The sequence below is a fragment of the Pseudoalteromonas sp. 5Ae-yellow genome, from assembly GCF_014077565.1.
Classification (GTDB): Bacteria; Pseudomonadota; Gammaproteobacteria; order Enterobacterales; family Alteromonadaceae; genus Pseudoalteromonas.
This window is the reverse complement of sequence record NZ_JACGWD010000004.1, coordinates 1-19,409: the sequence shown is the minus strand read 5'-3', so window position 1 is coordinate 19,409 and position 19,409 is coordinate 1. Positions and strand designations below refer to the sequence as shown.

18 protein-coding genes and 1 pseudogene are annotated in these 19,409 nt (G+C 39.1%); 14 read left to right on the top strand and 5 right to left on the bottom strand.

The genetic code is table 11. The features are described from left to right. Positions 1–142 precede the first annotated feature (142 nt). Genes dinG through H4J63_RS01745 form a run of 6 tightly spaced genes read left to right on the top strand, consistent with a single transcriptional unit; the run spans position 143 to position 4,980 of the window. Positions 143–2,218, top strand: a complete 2,076-nt coding sequence (gene dinG / locus H4J63_RS01770; protein WP_182194098.1) for an ATP-dependent DNA helicase DinG — start codon at positions 143–145, stop codon at positions 2,216–2,218. Next, on the top strand, positions 2,218–2,994 hold the full coding sequence (locus H4J63_RS01765; RefSeq protein ID WP_024599782.1) for a TSUP family transporter: 777 nt from the start codon (positions 2,218–2,220) through the stop codon (positions 2,992–2,994). Before dinG ends, H4J63_RS01765 begins: the two co-directional genes overlap by 1 nt. Position 2,995: 1 nt before the next feature. Further along, the gene (locus tag H4J63_RS01760) at positions 2,996–3,604 is read left to right on the top strand and encodes a primosomal replication protein (RefSeq protein ID WP_182194095.1); all 609 of its coding nucleotides are present in this window, start codon (positions 2,996–2,998) and stop codon (positions 3,602–3,604) included. A 13-nt stretch (positions 3,605–3,617) separates the two neighbouring features. Then, the gene (locus H4J63_RS01755; protein WP_182194092.1) at positions 3,618–4,511 is read left to right on the top strand and encodes a histone deacetylase; all 894 of its coding nucleotides are present in this window, start codon (positions 3,618–3,620) and stop codon (positions 4,509–4,511) included. A gap of 51 nt (positions 4,512–4,562) precedes the next feature. Beyond that, positions 4,563–4,844: a late competence development ComFB family protein gene (locus H4J63_RS01750; protein ID WP_165725429.1), complete on the top strand. Its 282-nt coding sequence runs from the start codon at positions 4,563–4,565 to the stop codon at positions 4,842–4,844. Beyond that, a complete protein-coding gene (locus H4J63_RS01745; RefSeq protein WP_007584045.1) occupies positions 4,828–4,980 on the top strand; it encodes a DUF2496 domain-containing protein in 153 nt (50 codons plus the stop codon). The genes H4J63_RS01750 and H4J63_RS01745 overlap by 17 nt, the downstream gene beginning before the upstream one ends. Before the next feature lie 2 nt (positions 4,981–4,982). On the opposite strand, the gene H4J63_RS01740 is transcribed toward H4J63_RS01745, so the two are convergent. Then, the gene (locus tag H4J63_RS01740) at positions 4,983–5,504 is read right to left on the bottom strand and encodes a sel1 repeat family protein (RefSeq protein ID WP_182194089.1); all 522 of its coding nucleotides are present in this window, start codon (positions 5,502–5,504) and stop codon (positions 4,983–4,985) included. A gap of 105 nt (positions 5,505–5,609) precedes the next feature. Here H4J63_RS01740 and H4J63_RS01735 point away from each other — a divergent pair, with 105 nt between their 5' ends. Further along, positions 5,610–6,494: a DMT family transporter gene (locus tag H4J63_RS01735; RefSeq protein ID WP_182194086.1), complete on the top strand. Its 885-nt coding sequence runs from the start codon at positions 5,610–5,612 to the stop codon at positions 6,492–6,494. 44 nt (positions 6,495–6,538) lie between these two features. Here the strand turns inward: H4J63_RS01735 and H4J63_RS01730 are convergent, their stop codons facing one another. Next, the gene (locus tag H4J63_RS01730) at positions 6,539–8,737 is read right to left on the bottom strand and encodes an exonuclease domain-containing protein (RefSeq protein WP_182194084.1); all 2,199 of its coding nucleotides are present in this window, start codon (positions 8,735–8,737) and stop codon (positions 6,539–6,541) included. Between the two features lie 419 nt (positions 8,738–9,156). Between H4J63_RS01730 and H4J63_RS01725 the strand changes: the two are divergent. Further along, positions 9,157–9,585, top strand: a pseudogene (locus tag H4J63_RS01725) (dual specificity protein phosphatase family protein); the annotation flags it as partial. Positions 9,586–9,914: 329 nt separating this feature from the next. Here H4J63_RS01725 and H4J63_RS01720 read toward each other — a convergent pair. Both H4J63_RS01720 and H4J63_RS01715 read right to left on the bottom strand, forming a co-directional pair. After that, a complete protein-coding gene (locus H4J63_RS01720; protein ID WP_182194081.1) occupies positions 9,915–10,439 on the bottom strand; it encodes a competence protein CoiA in 525 nt (174 codons plus the stop codon). Between the two features lie 123 nt (positions 10,440–10,562). Further along, on the bottom strand, positions 10,563–10,958 hold the full coding sequence (locus tag H4J63_RS01715) for a hypothetical protein (protein ID WP_182194078.1): 396 nt from the start codon (positions 10,956–10,958) through the stop codon (positions 10,563–10,565). A gap of 370 nt (positions 10,959–11,328) precedes the next feature. On the opposite strand from H4J63_RS01715, the gene H4J63_RS01710 reads away from it, so the two are divergent. The 4 genes from H4J63_RS01710 to H4J63_RS01695 all read left to right on the top strand — a co-directional run bounded on the left by H4J63_RS01710 (position 11,329) and on the right by H4J63_RS01695 (position 14,895). Next, on the top strand, positions 11,329–12,753 hold the full coding sequence (locus tag H4J63_RS01710; RefSeq protein WP_182194076.1) for a sugar porter family MFS transporter: 1,425 nt from the start codon (positions 11,329–11,331) through the stop codon (positions 12,751–12,753). A gap of 132 nt (positions 12,754–12,885) precedes the next feature. Beyond that, complete coding sequence (locus tag H4J63_RS01705; RefSeq protein ID WP_182194073.1) at positions 12,886–13,299, top strand: YeeE/YedE family protein; 414 nt, start codon at positions 12,886–12,888, stop codon at positions 13,297–13,299. A gap of 3 nt (positions 13,300–13,302) precedes the next feature. Continuing rightward, a complete protein-coding gene (locus tag H4J63_RS01700; RefSeq protein WP_182194072.1) occupies positions 13,303–13,704 on the top strand; it encodes a DUF6691 family protein in 402 nt (133 codons plus the stop codon). Positions 13,705–13,800: 96 nt separating this feature from the next. Then, positions 13,801–14,895: a mechanosensitive ion channel family protein gene (locus H4J63_RS01695; protein WP_182194069.1), complete on the top strand. Its 1,095-nt coding sequence runs from the start codon at positions 13,801–13,803 to the stop codon at positions 14,893–14,895. A gap of 34 nt (positions 14,896–14,929) precedes the next feature. On the opposite strand, the gene H4J63_RS01690 is transcribed toward H4J63_RS01695, so the two are convergent. Next, positions 14,930–17,059 (bottom strand): TonB-dependent siderophore receptor, encoded by a 2,130-nt coding sequence (locus tag H4J63_RS01690; protein ID WP_182194066.1) that lies wholly within the window; start codon positions 17,057–17,059, stop codon positions 14,930–14,932. A gap of 233 nt (positions 17,060–17,292) precedes the next feature. On the opposite strand from H4J63_RS01690, the gene zigA reads away from it, so the two are divergent. Both zigA and H4J63_RS01680 read left to right on the top strand, forming a co-directional pair. After that, positions 17,293–18,492 (top strand): zinc metallochaperone GTPase ZigA, encoded by a 1,200-nt coding sequence (gene zigA / locus H4J63_RS01685; RefSeq protein ID WP_182194063.1) that lies wholly within the window; start codon positions 17,293–17,295, stop codon positions 18,490–18,492. Beyond that, complete coding sequence (locus tag H4J63_RS01680) at positions 18,492–19,181, top strand: DUF1826 domain-containing protein (RefSeq protein WP_182194060.1); 690 nt, start codon at positions 18,492–18,494, stop codon at positions 19,179–19,181. Before zigA ends, H4J63_RS01680 begins: the two co-directional genes overlap by 1 nt. The last annotated feature ends 228 nt before the right edge of the window (positions 19,182–19,409 follow it).

Here is a 19,409-nt window from a genome sequence, read left to right as displayed (position 1 = left end):
CTTTAAAGCCATACATTCAACCTAAATAAACACTCAGATACTTTATTTGCTAAATTAATCTCATCACTTCTTGTAGTTACACCCTTATAACTCTAAAATCCATAGCACTGTAATTATATACATACTTTAGGTAAATCATCCCATGCTTTCTGACTCACTAAAAAAAACAATTAGGCAAGTACACCAGCATGTGGCTAGTAACCTAAACGATTATCGCCCTCGCAGCAGCCAAAACTACCTTGTAGCTGAAATAGCAAAAACCCTTGCAGGCGAATACCATAAAAAGCAGCGCATATGCGTAATTGAAGCTGGCACCGGTACAGGAAAGTCTCTTGCCTATTGTTTAGGCGCATTACCGCTTGCCTTAGCGCAAAAAAAGAAGCTCGTTATTTCTACCGCAACCGTTGCACTGCAAGAACAATTAATAGCAAAAGAACTGCCATTTTTTAAAAAGCATTCAGGCCTCGACTTTAAATTTGATTTGGTAAAAGGTCGCCATCGTTATATTTGTGCCCACAAATTACATAATGCTGTAAACGGCGATAGCCAAACACAAATGGACTTTATGCCAACGCTTACTTCACCACTGAGCACAATGGAAACCAAGTGTTTGAATGATCTATATAACGCCTATGTTAATAAAAAATGGCAAGGCGATAGAGACAGCTGGGCCGATACTGTACCCGATAGAGTGTGGAACTTAATAGCCTGCGATAAACATTCATGCCAGCGCCAAATGAAGGCGCATCAAACGTGTCCGTTTCAGCTTGCTCGTAATCAATTAATGCAAATGGACGTACTAGTAATTAATCACTCATTACTACTTGCCGATTTAGACTTAGGCGGTGGTAAAATTTTACCAGAGCCCGACAACACCATTTATGTAATTGATGAAGCGCATCATTTAGCACATATAACACGCGATTTCTCATCGGCTGCAGCAACGATTAAAGGCACAATAGAATGGCTTGATAAGCTCACCAAGTTTAGCGGGAAAATGGCGAAGGTTTTAGTGGGGCAAAGAGCCATTGGTCAAAACTTTAAACTTTGCGACAGTATTAACGATGCGAATAAAGATTTAAAAGTAGTTCGCGATATTCTTGATAATGCCGACTTTGAATACTCAAAAGACGATACTTATCGTTTTGAGCACGGTGAAATCCCAGAATCATTGCACAGTAAAGCGAAAGACATAAGCGAAGCCACGCAAGATGCGCTGCGCTGTTTGAACAAAATGCACGACACCCTTACCCAAGATGTTAGCGATGGCGATATAAAACCTTACGTTGCCGACCCCATATTGGGCGAAAGCGGACAATACATAAACCGATTAGAGCAATTAAATAAACTGTGGTTTAGTTACGCTAAAAAAGGCGAAGGTGCTCCTCATGCACGGTGGATAAAACGCCTTGAATACAAAAGCCATCACGATCACCTATTAAGCGACTGCCCTATCGAAGTAGGTTACTACCTAAAAGATAAATTGTGGAGAGAATGCGCAGGCGCTGTTTTATGTTCGGCCACATTAAGCGCGTTGGGTTCGTTTGATCACTTTGCCTACGAAACAGGACTTGCTAAAGAAGAAGGCGTTAAATTTATTAAAGTACCTTCTCCATTTGATTACCCCAAACAAGCCACTTTACGTATTCCGGTATCAAAAGTAGAGCCAACCGATAAAGACTTTAGTGACCACTTAGCTAAAACATTACCAGAGTACATAGATGATAAAAAAGCGAACCTAGTATTGTTCGCTTCTTACTGGCAAATGGACCACGTAACAAAGTTTCTTAGAACAAAAGGTTTTAACTTATTAGTACAAGGTGAAATGTCGCGAGAAGCATTGCTTAAATTACACACTAAAAATGTAGACGAAGGCAAAGGCAGTATTTTATTTGGAACACAAAGCCTTTCGGAAGGCCTTGATTTGTCTGGAAAATATTTAGAGAACTTAATAATTACTAAAATTCCGTTTGCGGTACCTACTTCGCCAATAGAAGAAGCGCAAGCAGAGTTTGTACAAAGCAAAGGTGGCAACCCGTTTTTAACGATTACCGTACCAGACGCCGCAAAGAAATTGGTGCAAAGCTGTGGTAGACTGCTGCGAAAAGAGAGTGATGAAGGCTGTATTACTATTCTCGATAGACGCTTAGTTACTAAGCGATACGGTAAAGCCATGCTCGACACCCTACCACCTTTTAAAAGACAAATAGATTATTAATGTTTGAACTCGCACTCGATCCAACAACCTGGGCTGTTTTATGTGCTGTTGCACTTGCCGCAGGTTTTATAGACGCTATCGCCGGTGGCGGTGGCATGTTAACTGTGCCCGCTTTATTAACTGCAGGCTTACCTCCACATTTAACATTAGGCACCAATAAACTCGCGGCTAGTTTTGGCTCCTTAACAGCTAGTTATACGTACTATAAAAAGAATTTATTTAGCCCGAAATTTTGGGCAGCCTCCATCATAGCTACTGCAATAGGTGCATTGATAGGTACTGTTATTGTTGATCATTTAAGTATCGATTTTTTAAACAAACTACTACCCATTATTATTATTTTAGTTGCCGCCTATAGCTTATTTGGTAATTTAAGTACCACAGAAGGCGATGAACTGCCTAAACTCAACAAAGCGATGAAAATAAAACAATGGCTACAGGGTTTAGCATTAGGCTTTTTTGATGGTTTAGCAGGCCCAGGTACGGGTACTTTTTGGACTGCTTCTAATGGCATGCTTTATAAAATGAACTTGCTACTCAATTGTGGTTTAGCGCGTTCAATGAACTTTGTTTCTAACTTTATATCTTTAATTACCTTTGTAGCACTCGGACATGTAAACTTTTTACTTGGCATTACTATGGGCTTTTTTATTATGCTTGGTGCATGGATTGGAGCGCATTCAGCAATACGGTTTGGTAGCAAATTTATTCGCCCTGTATTTAATACTATGGTTATACTTTTAGCATTAAAGCTAATTTATGAGGCTTACTTTTAATATGCACCCTACAGCTTTAGATAAACTACGCCAACAAGTTGCAACGCTAAAACAACAAGCTGAGCAATTTGATAAAGCTAAACTTTTTTCTAAAAATCGTTACATGCAAGCACAACCTAGCTTGTTTGACCGCGCCGTTTTTAGTACAAAAAGCATGATCCTAGTCGATTACGTAATAGAAATAGAAGACGAAGTGTCACGATTACCGCCAAGCGAGCATCGCCATGCTTATACCTACGCGCTTGAACGTATAGGAGCTCAGGTACAAGCTGTATTCAATGTTATTAAATCAACGCCTATTTGGATTAAAGAAAACAAAAGCCATTATAAACCTCGCCCTAAGCAAACTGTTTATAAGCACGCTGTACAAAAAATAATGCAATCATCGCATGAGCTTTACGATGAATTAAAACAAAACCATGAGTTTGAACGCCGTTTAGTACTCATGATTGAAGAACGTAAGATGCAAATGGATAAAGCCTCGCCAGCTAAAGCACAAAAACTTAACCTTGAAATATTAAGCACACACGCTCGATTAGGTCGCTGCAGAAAAGCAATTTCTGCCACCGAGGACAAAATACAACAAGTAGAAAAACAGCAGCTGCGTTAAGGCGCACTTTACTATGCAGCTTTATTATCATCCATTGTATTCAGACCTTATACTCCCAGAACGTCATCGATTCCCTATTCAAAAGTATCAGTTACTTAAAACCGAAATAGAAAATCTAGGTGTTTCGGCTATTCACTTTAAAGATCCTAAAAAAGCAACCGCATCTCAACTTGCGCTATGTCACAGCCAACGTTATATAGATGATTTTTTAAATGGAACGCTAAGCGATAAAGCAATTAAAAAGATGGGATTTCCCTATTCGCAACAACTTGTAGAGCGTACTCTTTTATCAATTGGCGGGAGTATTCAAGCTGCTGAAGCGGCTTTTAGTCACGATCTAACCTTCAATTTAAGCGGTGGTTATCATCATGCCTATAGCGATTTTGGCAGTGGCTTTTGCATTTTTAATGATTTAGCTATTGCAGCAGCACATTTAATAAATACAGAGCAAGCCGACACTGTTTTAATTTTTGATTGCGACGTACACCAAGGCGATGGCACAGCGAAAATCACTCAAAACTATAATCAAATTATTACCTGCTCAATTCATTGTGATCAAAATTTCCCGCGCAATAAGCAAGAGTCTACTTACGATTTTGCATTGCCCGCTAAAACAGCCGACGATGAGTACCTTGTTACATTAAGGCAAGCTCTCGATTTTTGCGTGCGCATACATAACCCTGATATTATTTTGTATAATGCAGGCGCTGATATTTACACTAAAGACGAGTTAGGCTTGTTTAATATATCTCTCAATGGCGTATATGAGCGCGACTTGTTTGTTCTCAACTTCTGTAAGCAACATCAAATCCCACTAATGTGCGCTTTAGGTGGCGGTTATCAGCGTAATTTGAGTTCGCTAATTAATGTTCATAAACAACTATTTAAAGCCGCTATCGATTTATAGTAAGCCTTAGTATAGACTCAGTTAAACGGATTATTTTAAAGCGGTGGGAATATGCGATTACACGAAGATATACACAACTATTACGAAAAGATTGTAGTTGAAGAAATCATCAAACTTAAACTTGATGAAAAATATGGTGAAGATGTAATGGCTGACTTTTGTTGTACGGTACTAAATCAGCTCCCGCCACGATATATTCGCTACGATGTAGATATGGCGTTTTATTTACCGCAATCAGAACGCATACATATGGAACAGCGTGTGCAAACAGCAATAAATGTCGCCATTAGTCAAATATCAAAAAAGAAAGAGTTAAATGACAAGCCCACTTGATCAAGCCCCTACACATATTAAACTTGCAGTAGATTTAATTATGATACTAGAGCAACACGATGTTGCTCCAGAAGAGGTCTTAAAAGCACTCGATATTGTTAAAAGCGACTTTGAAAAAAAGCTAGAAAAGCCATAACTCTATTCTATTATTTGTATGTCGTACTCGGTAACGATACCTTCGTGCTTAGTGCAATCAATTTTAACTTCACCAAATGTGCGCCTAGGCGAAGTTGAACGACGACAGGTCATATTTTGTGCTTTAACGCCAAATTGCGTTATATACAACGCAACTATTTCGTCTATTTCTTGTTTTTGCTGCACAGTCGCTGCACTGTAAAATACATCGTATTGCGCAGACCAATTTTCAACCCCCGCTTCCTTTGCAACACCTAGCCAGCCCATCCCTAGTTTAGTAGATTGCTCCAAGTATTGGCCTTTCAAAAACATAAATGCCAATGTGTATTGTGCACTTTTATAGCCTAGTCCAGCAGGCTCTTTTAAATAATTAAAAGCGGCCTCAAACTGTCCTTTTCGATACGCTTTAATACCATTGTATTCATTCTTTTTCATGGTGGTATCACTGTAAAGGTTGATTGGGCTTGAATTACATCCCCCCAACAAAGTAATAAATACCATAGAAGCTACTGAGAACTTTTTCATTCTTATCCTTAATTTATTATTTTTATATGCCAGTTCCGAATATGGCTTACACTTTTTATAAACCCTGTTATTCTAAAAGCCAATCAGCATAATTAAAATACTATCATGACCTTAGCAAGCTTACTGCGATTATTTTTTCTGGCCGCTATTTGGGGCGCTTCTTTTTTATTTATGCGAATGGCCGCTAACAGCTTGGGGCCTGCGGTATTAATTGAGCTTAGAGTAGGCTTTGCTGCAGTTACTTTATTTATTGTTGCTTTGTATTTAAAACGCCGCTTAGCCTTTACTGAACACAAAAAACACTTTTTTATTATAGGCGCGTTTAATTCTGCTCTACCATTTTTATTTTTTGCTTACGCAGCTCAAACTATAAGCGCTTCTACTTTATCAATTTTAAATTCAACAACCCCTATTTGGGGCGCAGTAGTTGGTATTTTATGGACAAAAACCAAGCCCAATAAAAGTATGGTGCTTGGTTTACTACTTGGCTTAATAGGAGTTGCAATACTCGTTGGGCAAAATCACTATGTATTAAATAGTCAATCAATAATGTCTATAATAGCAGCATTGAGTGCTTCACTTTGCTATGCCATTGCATCGCATTACACTAAAAATGCGCCAAAGCTTGCTCCATTCGATAACGCTCATGGCTCAATGTGGGCTTCAACCTTGATGGTATTGCCGCTTATCTTATTTATGCCAATACGTGAAGTTCCAACCACCAACATTATGCTAGGTGTATTAGTACTGGGCGTAGTATGTACCGCGCTTGCGTATATATTATTTTTTAAATTAATCGAAGATATAGGCCCAACCTCAGCACTCACGGTTACATTTTTAATTCCATTATTTGGCATATTTTGGGGGCATTTATTTTTAGATGAGCAAATAGGGCCAAATACATTATTAGGCGCACTATTTGTAATTGTAGGCACTATGTTGGTTACTGGTTTTTTACCACGAAAAAAGCACTTACCTAAAACAAGCTAAGTGCCTTAAAAGTGCATACTACTTCTTGCGTTAAGATTTACTGCTTATTCACTACTTTGGGATTGCTGAATAAGTAACAACAACTCTGCAGTCGCGGTTGCATCGGCAAGTGCCCGGTGATGGCTGGTCAAATTTAAATTAAAGTGCGATGAGAGATTGCCAAGCGAATACGACTTTAAGCCTTTAAACGCTTTGCGCGATTCAACCACGGTGCACATTTTTGGCATTTTAAAAAAGTGCCCTGCCATCTCGCACTCTTTTTTAATAAAGCCGTAGTCAAAATTAACGTTATGGGCTACAAAAATACTGCCTGCTAGTTTATCAATTAGTGGCTTTACAACCTCTGCAAATACGGGCGCGTTATAAACCATGCTGTCGCTAATACCAGTTAGTGACGTTATAAATCCAGGTATATGGCGCTCGGGGTTAACTAAGCTCGTCCAGGTATCAATTACTTTACCGTGCTGCACTTTTACAAGGCCTATTTCGGTAATACGGTTACCGCCTTTTAAGCCGCCTGTGGTTTCTATATCAACTACGCTGTAAATACGGTTTGGATCTACAAACCATTTAACCGCAGCAATGTGTACTTCAAAGCCTACGTTTTTTAAGTTATCAATAGTGGTTAATTGGTTGCGCCTAAGCTTATCGCCCGGTGCTTTTACTTCTTCAAAATGTACTTGGCCATTATTAATAACCATTAAGTCGGGGTAGCCATCTTTTAGCTGTAAATAGTGTTTGCTCATAGCCGTTAGGTGCGCAATTAACGCTTCAAGCGAGCTGTTTAAAATGAGCGCCTCTAGTGGCTCTAATAAATTGCTGCGCCATCTAAACAAGCCGTTAGGTTGGTCAAAGTATTGCGCTGCATTTTTGCATACCAAATTAAGTAATGCTTGTGGCGTTTGACACTGTGCTAAGCGCTCATTTATCTGTGTTTGCTGCGCTTCATAAAAATTACCAAGCCTTAATACTTGCGGATAAATATCAAACTCATTGCATGGCGGATAAGGCGACTCCACAAATAACTCGTGCCAAAATACTAAACCAAACAAACTTTGCCAAAGCGTGTTTTCGGTATTAAATACAGCCATACCTTGGCGAGTATAATAATCGTTTACGCCCTGCTCTACTTCACCTCGGTACATTTCATCTATTTCTAGCACGCACTGAGTGTCGGCAAGCATGGCACTTAAACGCGAACGTGTTTTTTTATTAAACTTACGCATTAAAAAATCGTCAGCAAAATACAGTAAATCATCAGTAAGTGGATTTTCGATAATGGCTTCTAATCGTGCTTTTACCCACTCTTTATTGCCAAGCCTGTATTGCTCTCTTATTTGAATTTCTTGTGCTTCACTATCATCCACGCACCCTTCAAGTAAACTAAAAGCAAGTTCGTTATCAACTGTTTTTAGCTGTCTATAAAGCCTAACTAATAATCTATTTTTTAATGCAACGGCTATCGCACCATGTGCAGCTTGTACTAAAACCTGCGACGCTAAAGCAACATAGTCGCTCTCATCTGTTATATTTTTAAGTGCTAACCGGTAACGGTTTAGTAAATAGTTTGATTGCGCTTCGTCAAGTGTTTCAAAGCGTGACAAGCTCTCGCTATGTCCTTCGCGTGTAGCGGTTAAGCCTAAGTCTCGCATTACAAAACGGTTTTGATGATTCACATCACCACTGCTTAGTTTACCTGCAAATAAAAACTCAAAATACTCGTAGTAATCACTGCGGTTATTAATTACATACTGGCTATTAAGTGGCGCAAGCTCTTGTGGGCATGCTTTAAAAAACTCTCGCGCAATATCCACCAGCGCGCCTTTAGCGGCGCTTTTTTTAAAGCTTATTTGCTCACTGTAATTACTTAGCAACTCAACCAAAGAAGGCTTAGTTAAGTGCGCTAAAAGCTGCGAATAATGCTGCTCGTTTGGCTCAAATAAAATACCCGCTTTTTTTAGCGTATAAATAGCCTGATGCGGCGAGGTTATTTCTTCATAATTAAGCGATTGCGCCTGCACCAAATAAGGCTTTCGCGAGTACACACGCGCCAACATGCACTGGCTTTGCTCATCTAGCTGATTAATTTCACTAATAAATTCACTATGTTTAGGCTCAAGTAAATGCATACATTTACTAGTTACAAACTCAATAAGCTCTCTAAAATGCGCTAAATAGTATTTTGCTGGTAATTCTTTTTTCATAATATCGCCACAACTGTATATAAAAACAGTATCTAGCATTTGTGCTTATTATTCAATCTTAAACTTGTAACTAAAACACGCTATAGTGAGCGTATTAAAGCAAATTTATTAAAAATAAAGGACTTACCATGAGCGCGCAACCATACAATGTTTTATCACTTAATAACGGCGCAAATATTATTTTTACGCCTTGCTCAGGGCCTGCTGACCTTTCAGGATTAAATTTGTTCAATCTAGGGGGGATTTAATCGCGGCGCGAGGCTTGTAACCTAGTGGGCTAAGTAAAAGCAGAGCAACAAAGAGTCAATCCCCCCTAGGCAGAACCCTTCGGGCAGCGCATGTTTGGCATTTATACTGCGTTATCGCCTATTTATGGGAAACCACCACACTACATAAGCTCTGCCTTGCCTAAAAACCAAACATGCTGCTGCAAAGTTAACCTCGAAAGATAAGCAGACCCTAGTACAAAAACGCAAAACCTAGCGGATTCAATCACCACATTAAAGGCGGCTGGCACTCACATGCTGCTTTCACTTATGCCGCAAAAAGAACTTGAAAAAAACAACGTACAAACAATTAATAGTGAGTGCAGTAAGCACGATATAACCTGGTTTCATTTACCAATAAATGACGACGAAGCACCCAAACAGCCTTTTACATCAAGCTGGAACACCCACAAAACCGACATATTACAGGCCATACAACACAAACAAACCATTGCCATACATTGTAAAGGCGGCACTGGCCGCACAGGGTTGGTCGCTGCGCTTATTTTAAATTCGGCAGGTTACACAAAAGAAGAAGTATACAGCCTAGTACAAGGCATTCGCCCTAAAGCACTCACTATAGAATTGCAAAAAGAGTACTTTGAGAATTTTGAGGTGTAAGACAGAAATTGGGGAGGATTTAGCACTATAAATAGTGCCAATAATTCTATTTATAGCCTGTAATGAATTAGCACTGATAAGATTGATCACTTGTTATGCAACTCATTTAAACTTTGCCAAGAAATCATTTTTAATACATGCCTTAATACAGAAACTACTATAATTGTTAAAACGCATTAATTGCCAGATGACACCTTGTCCAAAGTCCAAATAAACTGGTTTTGTTGCTTTAAACCAAACATATCTAGGCCTTTTCCACTCAAAGAGGAAGTGTCCTACATGCGTGGATTTAATTATTCCATCTATTTTATCTGAGCTATGTATTTCTACTAACTCATTCGGACCTCGATACTCAGAAATAAAAGAATAAACGAATAAACGAAATGAGTTTTATGATTACTTGAATGAATAGATATATCTTCCATTGATTCATGCAGAGGATCAGGAAGCATCGCACTTAATTTTATGTTTTTCGCTAGATTACGACCATTTATTACCCAAATCATATCTCCGTAGAAATCCTCTCTTGATTTCAACTCAGCTTCAGACATTGGGGAGTTTTGAAATTCAATTACAATATTCTGCTCATTAACAATATCTGCAATATGCTTTTCACCACTTTTATCAAAGTATACTATTTCTTGATTATGATCTTCCCAATGATTTTTCCAATCTCGATGCCATTGGGATTCATTATCCCACCAAGGATCACAACTACATTTTACCTTGTGCGCCCAATGCCATCTAATTTTTGAACCACACTTTGCTACGGTTGGGCTACCACAATATATACAAACTCCTTTCATCTTAGGCAGAGGAGCTTGCTTAAATCCGTCAACTAATGAAAATTTCATAAGTACATAACACTCGGTTGTATAATGCCTCAATCAGCCGCTGCTGGATTGGCTTGTTATATTTATTTAACCAATTCAGGAGCGGGTAAAGTTTTTGTAATACTTTTATTTAGCGAATGATTGTCAAATGCTATAGAAACCATTGAAAGTTTCGCCACCAATTTTTCCCCCCTTAAATAGAGCTAAATCCGTTCCTAATTCTGCACCATCAAGATCGGAGAGTGGAAAAGTTTTGTCAATTTTTTTCCAGCCAGATAATCCTTTAAGTAGGATTACTTCACTGTCTATTTTGATTTCGTATTGCCGAAAGCTGAGTACCATCCACCAAGCAAAAATAGATGTTGTAACCAAAGCGAGAATTAACGCCAAAAGTTGTTCATTTGGCGATAACGAAGTATTGCTCTCGCTAAGGAATAAAATAGCGCCAGCATATATTGCAAAGAATCCGATACAGTTAAATGATAGTAAAAAAATTGATTTAAAAATGATTTGAAAAACTGAGCTACGAATTACAGACATGGTATCTCTATAAATATGACAATTTAATCGACGACATTTGTCGTTTTGTAAACCGACAATGTTCCTATATTCAATGCATTTACCTTAACCACCAAATAATCACTTGTAAACAATTACCTAACTTCAGAACAGGCTACGCAATTACAAAAACACACCCAAATGGGTGAGAACAGTAATATTGGTCCAACAAATACTCCCCATACAAAACATATTATTTTTTTGAAAATCAATCGGTGTTATTCAAAAAAGGCGGTTACTTAATTTTAAAGCCTTTAAAAATGGCTCAATTTACACCCGCACAAGCGTATTCAGCCATAGCGCTTTACGATATCATGCTCTTTTAAATTTAAATTAACTTTCAGGGCATATAATGACAACGCACACACCGCCTTCCCACTCAGCCAACACAGTTGAACACACCTCTCTTTTTTACGTAATATTTATATCGGCTGTGGCTGCTATTGGTGGCTTTTTATTTGGTTTTGACTCGGGCGTTATTAACGGCACAGTGTCGGCACTCGGTAATGCATTTAATTCTAGCAGTGTAGCTACGGGCTTTAATGTAGCGTCTGTGTTATTAGGGTGCGCCCTAGGTGCGCTTGCTGCGGGGCCGCTGGCTGATAAGTTTGGTCGCCGTGCAATTATGATCATCACCGCGATTATTTTTGCCATTAGTGCATTTGGGTCGGGCATTAGCGAAAGCTCTGCGGAGTTTATTTTTTACCGTTTATTTGGTGGTTTAGGTATTGGTGCTGCATCGGTATTAGCGCCAGCTTATATTGCAGAAGTTGCGCCACCAGCACTACGTGGTCGTTTAGCTACATTACAACAACTCGCTATTGTATTGGGTTTATTTGCTGCTTTTTTAAGTAACTACTTAATTGCTGATGCAGCAGGCAGCGCGCAAAATATTTTAATGCTTGATATAGCCGCTTGGCGCTGGATGTTTTGGGCTGAGCTTGTGCCTGCTGTGTTGTTTTTAGTCGGTGTATTGTTTATTCCTGAGTCGCCTCGTTATTTAGTGGCGCAAGGTAAAGTCGACGATGCTAAAGCGGTATTTAGTAAAATTTCGAACGACAACCTTGATGCGCAAATAAGCGATGTTAAAGGCTCTTTGCATAGCGATAAAAAGCCAAGTATTCGTGATTTATTTATTGATAACAGTAAAAAAGTACACCCAATTGTTTGGGTGGGTGTTGCGCTGAGTGTATTTCAGCAATTTGTGGGTATTAACGTGGTGTTTTATTACGGCTCAGAGCTGTGGCAAGCCGCTGGGTTTGACGAGTCGCAATCGCTATTTATAAATGTACTCGCAGGTACTACTAATATTGTATCGACCTTTATTGCCATTGCCCTAGTTGACAAAATTGGCCGTAAACCACTGCTCTTAGTAGGCAGTATTGGTATGTTTATTAGCTTAAGCGCGCTTACTTATATATTTGGTAGTGCAGGCCTTGATGAAGCAGGCAAACTTGCCCTTAGCGATAACATGGGGACGTTTGCACTGATTATGGCTAACTTATTTGTGGTATTTTTTGGCTTAAGTTGGGGCCCTGTTGTATGGGTATTATTAGGCGAAATGTTTAATAACCGTATTCGCGGGGCAGCGCTTGCTGTTGCAGCTAGCGCACAATGGATTGCTAACTTTGCCATTACCATGACCTTCCCTATTATGCTGGCTAACATTGGCCTTGCCGGTGCTTATGGCTTTTATGCGTTATCGGCACTTATAAGCATATTTTTTGTTGTTAAATACATAAAAGAAACACGCGGTAAAACGCTCGAATCTATGTAATTTTTAAAAGCGGTGATTTTATTCGCCAGCAAAAAAAGTAACGGGTGCTAACTACTTAGCGCCTAATCAACAATTATCAATCGAAATGAAACAAACCGGTTTAGGCGTTTCTATTGTTTGGGAAATTTAAAAATGATAACAGAATTCACCCCAGTATCGGCTGCAATAGGCGGTGCATTAATAGGTATAGCGTGTACGTTATTACTGGTTTTATACGGAAAAATTGCGGGCATATCAGGCATTGTTAAGTCTGTATTTGCTAAAGCAAATTCAGACTCTCGTTGGCAGTTATACTTTATTTTAGGGTTGTTGTTGGCAGGTATAGCAGTAAGAGTATTTGCCCCTTCTTTATTAGAAGGCGAATTGCAATTACCGCCTTGGCTTATTGTTGTTGCGGGGCTTTTAGTTGGCGCGGGTACAACTTTAGCTAACGGGTGCACAAGTGGCCATGGCGTGTGCGGCATGTCGCGCTTTTCTGCTCGCTCTTGGGTTGCAACATGTACATTTATGCTTGTTGCCTTCATTACAGCAAACCTTGTAGGATAAATAATGAAAGCAATTATGATGGTTGTTATAGGCTTTATATTTGGCTTAGGGCTTATTATTAGCGGGATGACAAACCCTGCTAAAGTGATTAACTTTCTTACCTATGGAAATCAATGGGATGGAAGCTTAATTATAGTGATGGCTGTTGCCATGCTAATAATGATGCTTACATGGTTATGGATTGCAAAAAAAGAGAAACCACTTATTTCAGGAACATTTAATTTAAGTAATTTAAAAAATATTGATGCGCGCTTAATTATCGGCTCAGTATTTTTTGGTTTAGGCTGGGGTTTAAGTGGCATTTGCCCAGGCCCTGGCTTGGTTCAATTGGTGTCTCTTAAAATGGAATTTTTGTTGTTTTTTGCAGCCGTCTTAGGCGGTATGTGGTTAGCCAAAAAAGTATAATATTTGCTGCCGACCAAAACTCGGCAGCTACTTTTCCAAACAAAGGTACATAACTTGCTGCAATATATATAAAACTATATTGAACAGGTTTAAGTTATGCTAAATAAAGCGCTGGAATTTTCCAACAGCACCCCCTGGTTAAGCGCGATTTCATCTCTCTTACTTATAGCTATACTACTGTTTTTAATTCGCTTTTTTGTAATGTACTGGCTAAAAAAATGGACTTCAAAAACCAAGTTTATATTCGATACTTTACTAATAGAGTCAATATCTAAACCGCTAACACTGTGCACAATTATTGTGCTACTCACCATTTTAGAGCACGACACCTTCATTATTAGTACTTCTATTTCTCAACAAATTCCTTTTAATAGCATTAATATTGTACTAGCTCTACTGGCACTTATTATGTTTTTAGACCGCTTTATTATTGGCACTATTAATTACTATGGTAAACAATCTGCCGTTGTTTTTAATTCAAAAAGCATAATTAAAGGCGTGATACGCGTTACATTATCATCCGTAGGAATACTAGTATTAATGGGCACGTTAGGTATTTCTATTACACCCATTATTGCCTCGTTAGGCATTACATCACTGGCTGTTGCCCTTGCTTTACAACCTACCCTCGAAAACTTTTTTTCTGGCGTGCAGCTAGTGATAGATAAACCCATAAGAGTGGGCGATTTTATTGAGCTTGAATCAAAAGAACAAGGCTTTGTAGATCACATAGGCTGGCGCTCTACATGGGTTAAAATGCTACCTAATAATATGATTATTATACCTAATAGCCAATTATCTAAATCGCGTATTATTAATTACTTTTATCCTGAAAGAGAGCTAAGCGTCCCTGTAGATATAAGCGTGCATTACGATTCGGATTTAGAATTTGTTGAGCAAGTAACACTTGAAGTGGCTCGTGAAATACTTATTTCACACGAATGGGGCGTTGATGATTACAATACCTTTGTGGTTTTTCATACCTTTGACAGATCAAGTATTAACTTTACGGTTATGCTGCGCGCAAAAGAATACTTTAATCGCTTTTGGGTTAAATCTGCTTTTATAAAAGCCCTGCATAAACGCTATAAAAAAGAAGGCATTGTAATTCCCTTCCCTATTACGGCTATTAACACTACACAAGAATCCGCTAAATTTAATAGTGATAAAAAGGTGCAAGGCGATACTTAAAACAAAGCGCGAGAGACTCTCGCGCTAATAAGTATTAAAACTTGTAGGTTATTTGCCCAACAATTTCACGCGGGCTACCCGGAAAGTGACCGTTACGCTGGCTAAATCCGCTTACAGCATATTCCTTATCAAACAGGTTGTTAATATTTACACTTAGTAATACGTCATCAAAACGACTCGTCCAGCTCATATCAAATACGGTAAACGGTTTTACTTTTTGACCATCGGAGCTTACTTGCTCACTCACATAATTAGCGCCAAACGCAATAGAGGAATTAATCGAATCGAGCCCATAGCGTGACCATAAGCCAGCTTGATGACGAGGTGCATTAGCAAAGCGCGAGCCATCACCAAATGTATTTGAAAGCGTATCACCCGTTACGCCGTCTACTACTTGCGTATCGTTGTATGCGTAGTTAGCCGTTATTGTCCAATGCTCGGATAAATCGCCTACTAAAGTTGTTTCAAATCCACGGCTTTCAACTTCACCTATATTTAAAAGTGCAGCAATGCCATCCCCCGCTCCCGTATCGTCAGGGTTGCTCATTACCACGTTTTCTTTATTAATTTGGTAAATTGCAAAGGTGCTCATTATTTTGCCGTCGAGCCATTGGTTTTTCATACCCAGCTCGGTTTGCTTACCGGTTTCTGGTTCTAAATTACCTTCTACATCTTCTTGGTCCGCTGATGATGTAGGGTTAAAGCTCTCTGAGTAGTTAATATATACCGATGTGTTTTCTACTGGCTGATAAGTAACAGCAACGCGCGGCGTTATGTCGTTATCTGAGTAACTAAAACCAGTTTCTTGATTAAACTCTTTAAAATGGTCATAGCGCAAACCTGCAATTATTGTCCACTGCTCGCCTATGCTAATTACGTCTTGCGCGTATACACCAAATCGGTCGGTATCTACGCCATCGCGGTTCATGTCGGTGAGGTTATAAGTGCTTGGGTCGGTTTCACCGTAGTTTAAATTAAAAATATTTAAATTAGCGACGCCATCGGCCTCATATCGGGCACGAAAGTAGTCATATTCGGTATCAACGGTGTGGTAATCACCACCAAATAAAAACTGATGGGTTAATTGTCCTTGTCCAAAGTTATAAACAAAGTCGGTGGTTATACTTGCTTCTTTATTGGCACGAAATTGCTTACGGTATTCACGCTTAATCGTCTCGTCATCGATATTGGCTACGCCATCACCATTTACATCTACCCAGCTTTGCGACTCATGGTAGGCTTGGTCTCGCTCGTTATCCATGTAACGAAACGTAGTACTTAACGAAAAATCATCATTAAAATAATGGCTAAGTTCTGCTTGAAGCACCAAAGCTTCCATATTTTGATAATCAAACGACTCATTGGCGTTATAACTTGGGTCAACTAAAAAGTTACCGTTGTCATCTACCGGTACGCCACGTAAGCGGTTTCCGCCTAGGTCTTGTTTAATGTAGTCAACACTTGTGGTTAGGGTTGTTGAATCACTTAAATCAAATAACAATCCACCCGTCAGCTCGGTGTTTTTTGAGTCTGCATTGTTACGAAAGCTGTCTTGCTCTTCATAAAAACCACCCAATCTATAAGCCATTGTATCGCTTAAACCACCGGTCATATCGAGTGATGCGCCACGCGTGTTGTAGTTACCCAAGATGAGCTTTAATTCGCGCTTTTCTAGGTAGCTTGGTTTTTTGGTTACGTAATTAATCATTCCACCAGGTTCGCCACCGCCATATAAAGCTGAGGCTGGGCCTTTTAATACTTCAACACGTTCAACATTAAATAACTGCGGTACACCAAAGCCTGAGTACGGGTCGCCGCGCACACCATCGTAAAATACATTGGCATCATCTCTAAAACCACGAAAAGTTACGCCTGAGTAGCTATATTCACTTACGCCAGCAATTGAGCGGTATAAGTCGGTAATGTCACGAGCCGCTTGGTCAATTATAAGCTGCTCTGTTAAAACCTGAGCCGATTGCGGAAGTTTAATAAGATCTAAATTAGTTTTAGTACCAATTTTACTCTCAGTTTCTAGGTAAAATTGCTGAGCACGGCCTGTTACTTCAATTGTTTCAATTTTGTCGCTTTGCTTGGCAAATGTCATTTGAGAAAAAGCAGATAAAGACACGGCAATACTTAATGCCAAGTAATTAGGGTTAAACATGATAGTTCCTGAGAGAAATGTAGGTAGTTAACAAGCTAAATGATAACTCTTATCATTACTACAATCAACGCAAATAAAAGTTTTACACTCCTTAATATTAGAATTAAAAGCACCTAAAACAGGGATTTACTTACGAATTAATCAAGCGGTGATTAATAAAATAAACAGCATAACTAGAATATTAAATTGATATAATATAACATACCGAAATTGTAAGTTAGTAAGTTCTCTAAATGATAAATAAACTGCCCGTCACAGTGTTATCAGGCTTTTTAGGAGCCGGTAAAACAACCGTACTTAGTCATATCCTTAATAATAGACAAGGTAAAAAAGTTGCCGTTATAGTTAACGATATGAGCGATATAAATATAGATGCTGCAACAATTAAAAGTGGTGTATCGCTAAGTCACAGCGATGAAAAGCTAGTTGAAATGAGTAACGGCTGCATTTGCTGCACCTTACGTGAAGACTTGCTGATTGAAGTAGGAAAACTGGCCAAAGAAGGTCGTTTTGATTATCTCGTTATTGAATCAACGGGTATATCTGAGCCCCTCCCAGTGGCCGAAACATTTACCTTTGCCGATGAAAACGGTAATTCGCTGGGTGATGTTGCCACTCTTGATACAATGGTAACGGTGGTTGATGCAGTCAACTTCTTAAACGATTACGAGCAAGCAAACGATCTACAACAAACGGGTGAATCACTTGGTGAAGACGATGATCGCAGTGTAGCCGACCTACTTGTTGATCAAGTTGAATTTGCCGACGTAATTTTAATAAGTAAAACTGATTTAATAACATCTGTTCAATTAAATAAACTTACTGCCATTTTAAATACACTTAATACTCAAGCCAAAATTATTCCTATTTCAAACGGCAATATTAATATAAATGAAGTACTCAACACCGGCCTATTTAACTTTGAGCGAGCTCAACAAGCTCCTGGTTGGCTTAAAGAAATGCGCGGTGAACATATCCCCGAAACCGAAGAATACGGAATTAGCAGCTTTAATTACACAGCTCGGCGCCCTTTTGATCCTGAAAAGTTTTATAACTTTCTTCACAGTACAGAGCAATTTGGCAAGCTCATTCGTTCTAAAGGTTATTTTTGGTTAGCAACGCGCCCTTTATTTTGCGCGCAGTGGAGCCAAGCTGGCGGTATAGCTCATTACGGGTTTGCAGGTATGTTTTATAAAGCAATACCTAAAAAAGACTGGCCCACAGAGCCCGAACTACTTGCTGATATAAACAGTAAATGGGTAGAGCCCTTTGGTGATATGCGTCAAGAGCTTGTGTTTATTGGTCAATCGTTAGATCAAAAAGCCATGATCAACGCGCTTAATAACTGCTTATTATCAGAAGATGCCGTACTTAAGGGTAATGAATTTTGGAGAACCTATAACGACCCGTTTCCTATTTGGGAGGAAGCATAATGAACGCACTAGCCCCAATAACTGCGCAAATAAAACCGGCGGAACCTCTTCACCGAAGAGCAGCTAAAGAGTGTGATGCCAATGTATTGCCACAAATTTATAACCAAGACACTAATATTGTTATTTGGAAAAGAGACCTTGAGCAAACATTAACAAATGCAGTTAATACACTCATTGCCACCAGCGCGTTAAAGCCAATAGAACTTGCTGTATCGCCCAATGACGCTTTTGATCGGTTAATAACTGTGCTTAAGGCAGAAGATAATAATCGTGATGAGGTTAATACACTTTGTGAAGACATTGCCTTACTTGTTGAAATGTTTTGCTGCCTGTTTGATTTAAAGCGCGCAGGTTTAAGGCTGAAAATATTAGATAAACCCATGTGCCCGCGTTTTCATGTAGACAAAATTCCGTGCCGATTAGTTACAACCTACCAAGGTGTTGCTACGCAGTGGTTAAATCACAGCGATGTAAACCGCTCAAAACTCGGTGCGGGTAATTTAGGTAAACCAGATGAAGAGTCTGGTTTATTTGAAAACTTAAGTAATATTAATCAACTACAACAAGGTGATGTGGCACTGCTTAAAGGAGAATACTGGGATGACAACGAGGGTGCAGGTTTAGTCCATCGCTCGCCACCTGTGGCTGCAAATGAGCAACGCTTATTACTTACCCTGGATTTTATTTAATGCTTTTAAATTAATAATATACCTAATGTAATGGCGTCTCTTTTCAATAATTGGCCAACCCTTTTTAACACTCAAGGCTAATACAAAAAACGCTCCATAAAGGCTGTCTCTTATACACAAATCCCTGCTAAGAAATTAGCGGGGATTTTTTTGAACTAAATCTCAATGTCATGATCAGATCTTCAAATCTTGTTTGAGGGCACATTATGATTAACGAACATACTCATT

Bases quoted from the DNA above. Each gene is read 5' to 3' on its own strand.
- H4J63_RS01745 (WP_007584045.1), top strand. From the start codon at position 4,828: ATGACAAGCCCACTTGATCAAGCCCCTACACATATTAAACTTGCAGTA.
- H4J63_RS01765 (WP_024599782.1), top strand. From the start codon at position 2,218: ATGTTTGAACTCGCACTCGATCCAACAACCTGGGCTGTTTTATGTGCT.
- H4J63_RS01715 (WP_182194078.1), bottom strand. From the start codon at position 10,958: ATGTCTGTAATTCGTAGCTCAGTTTTTCAAATCATTTTTAAATCAATT.
- H4J63_RS01730 (WP_182194084.1), bottom strand. From the start codon at position 8,737: ATGCTAGATACTGTTTTTATATACAGTTGTGGCGATATTATGAAAAAA.
- H4J63_RS01760 (WP_182194095.1), top strand. From the start codon at position 2,996: ATGCACCCTACAGCTTTAGATAAACTACGCCAACAAGTTGCAACGCTA.
- H4J63_RS01735 (WP_182194086.1), top strand. From the start codon at position 5,610: ATGACCTTAGCAAGCTTACTGCGATTATTTTTTCTGGCCGCTATTTGG.
- H4J63_RS01700 (WP_182194072.1), top strand. From the start codon at position 13,303: ATGAAAGCAATTATGATGGTTGTTATAGGCTTTATATTTGGCTTAGGG.
- H4J63_RS01695 (WP_182194069.1), top strand. From the start codon at position 13,801: ATGCTAAATAAAGCGCTGGAATTTTCCAACAGCACCCCCTGGTTAAGC.
- H4J63_RS01750 (WP_165725429.1), top strand. From the start codon at position 4,563: ATGCGATTACACGAAGATATACACAACTATTACGAAAAGATTGTAGTT.
- H4J63_RS01740 (WP_182194089.1), bottom strand. From the start codon at position 5,504: ATGAAAAAGTTCTCAGTAGCTTCTATGGTATTTATTACTTTGTTGGGG.
- H4J63_RS01680 (WP_182194060.1), top strand. From the start codon at position 18,492: ATGAACGCACTAGCCCCAATAACTGCGCAAATAAAACCGGCGGAACCT.
- H4J63_RS01690 (WP_182194066.1), bottom strand. From the start codon at position 17,059: ATGTTTAACCCTAATTACTTGGCATTAAGTATTGCCGTGTCTTTATCT.
- H4J63_RS01710 (WP_182194076.1), top strand. From the start codon at position 11,329: ATGACAACGCACACACCGCCTTCCCACTCAGCCAACACAGTTGAACAC.
- H4J63_RS01705 (WP_182194073.1), top strand. From the start codon at position 12,886: ATGATAACAGAATTCACCCCAGTATCGGCTGCAATAGGCGGTGCATTA.
- H4J63_RS01755 (WP_182194092.1), top strand. From the start codon at position 3,618: ATGCAGCTTTATTATCATCCATTGTATTCAGACCTTATACTCCCAGAA.
- zigA (WP_182194063.1), top strand. From the start codon at position 17,293: ATGATAAATAAACTGCCCGTCACAGTGTTATCAGGCTTTTTAGGAGCC.
- H4J63_RS01720 (WP_182194081.1), bottom strand. From the start codon at position 10,439: ATGAAATTTTCATTAGTTGACGGATTTAAGCAAGCTCCTCTGCCTAAG.
- dinG (WP_182194098.1), top strand. From the start codon at position 143: ATGCTTTCTGACTCACTAAAAAAAACAATTAGGCAAGTACACCAGCAT.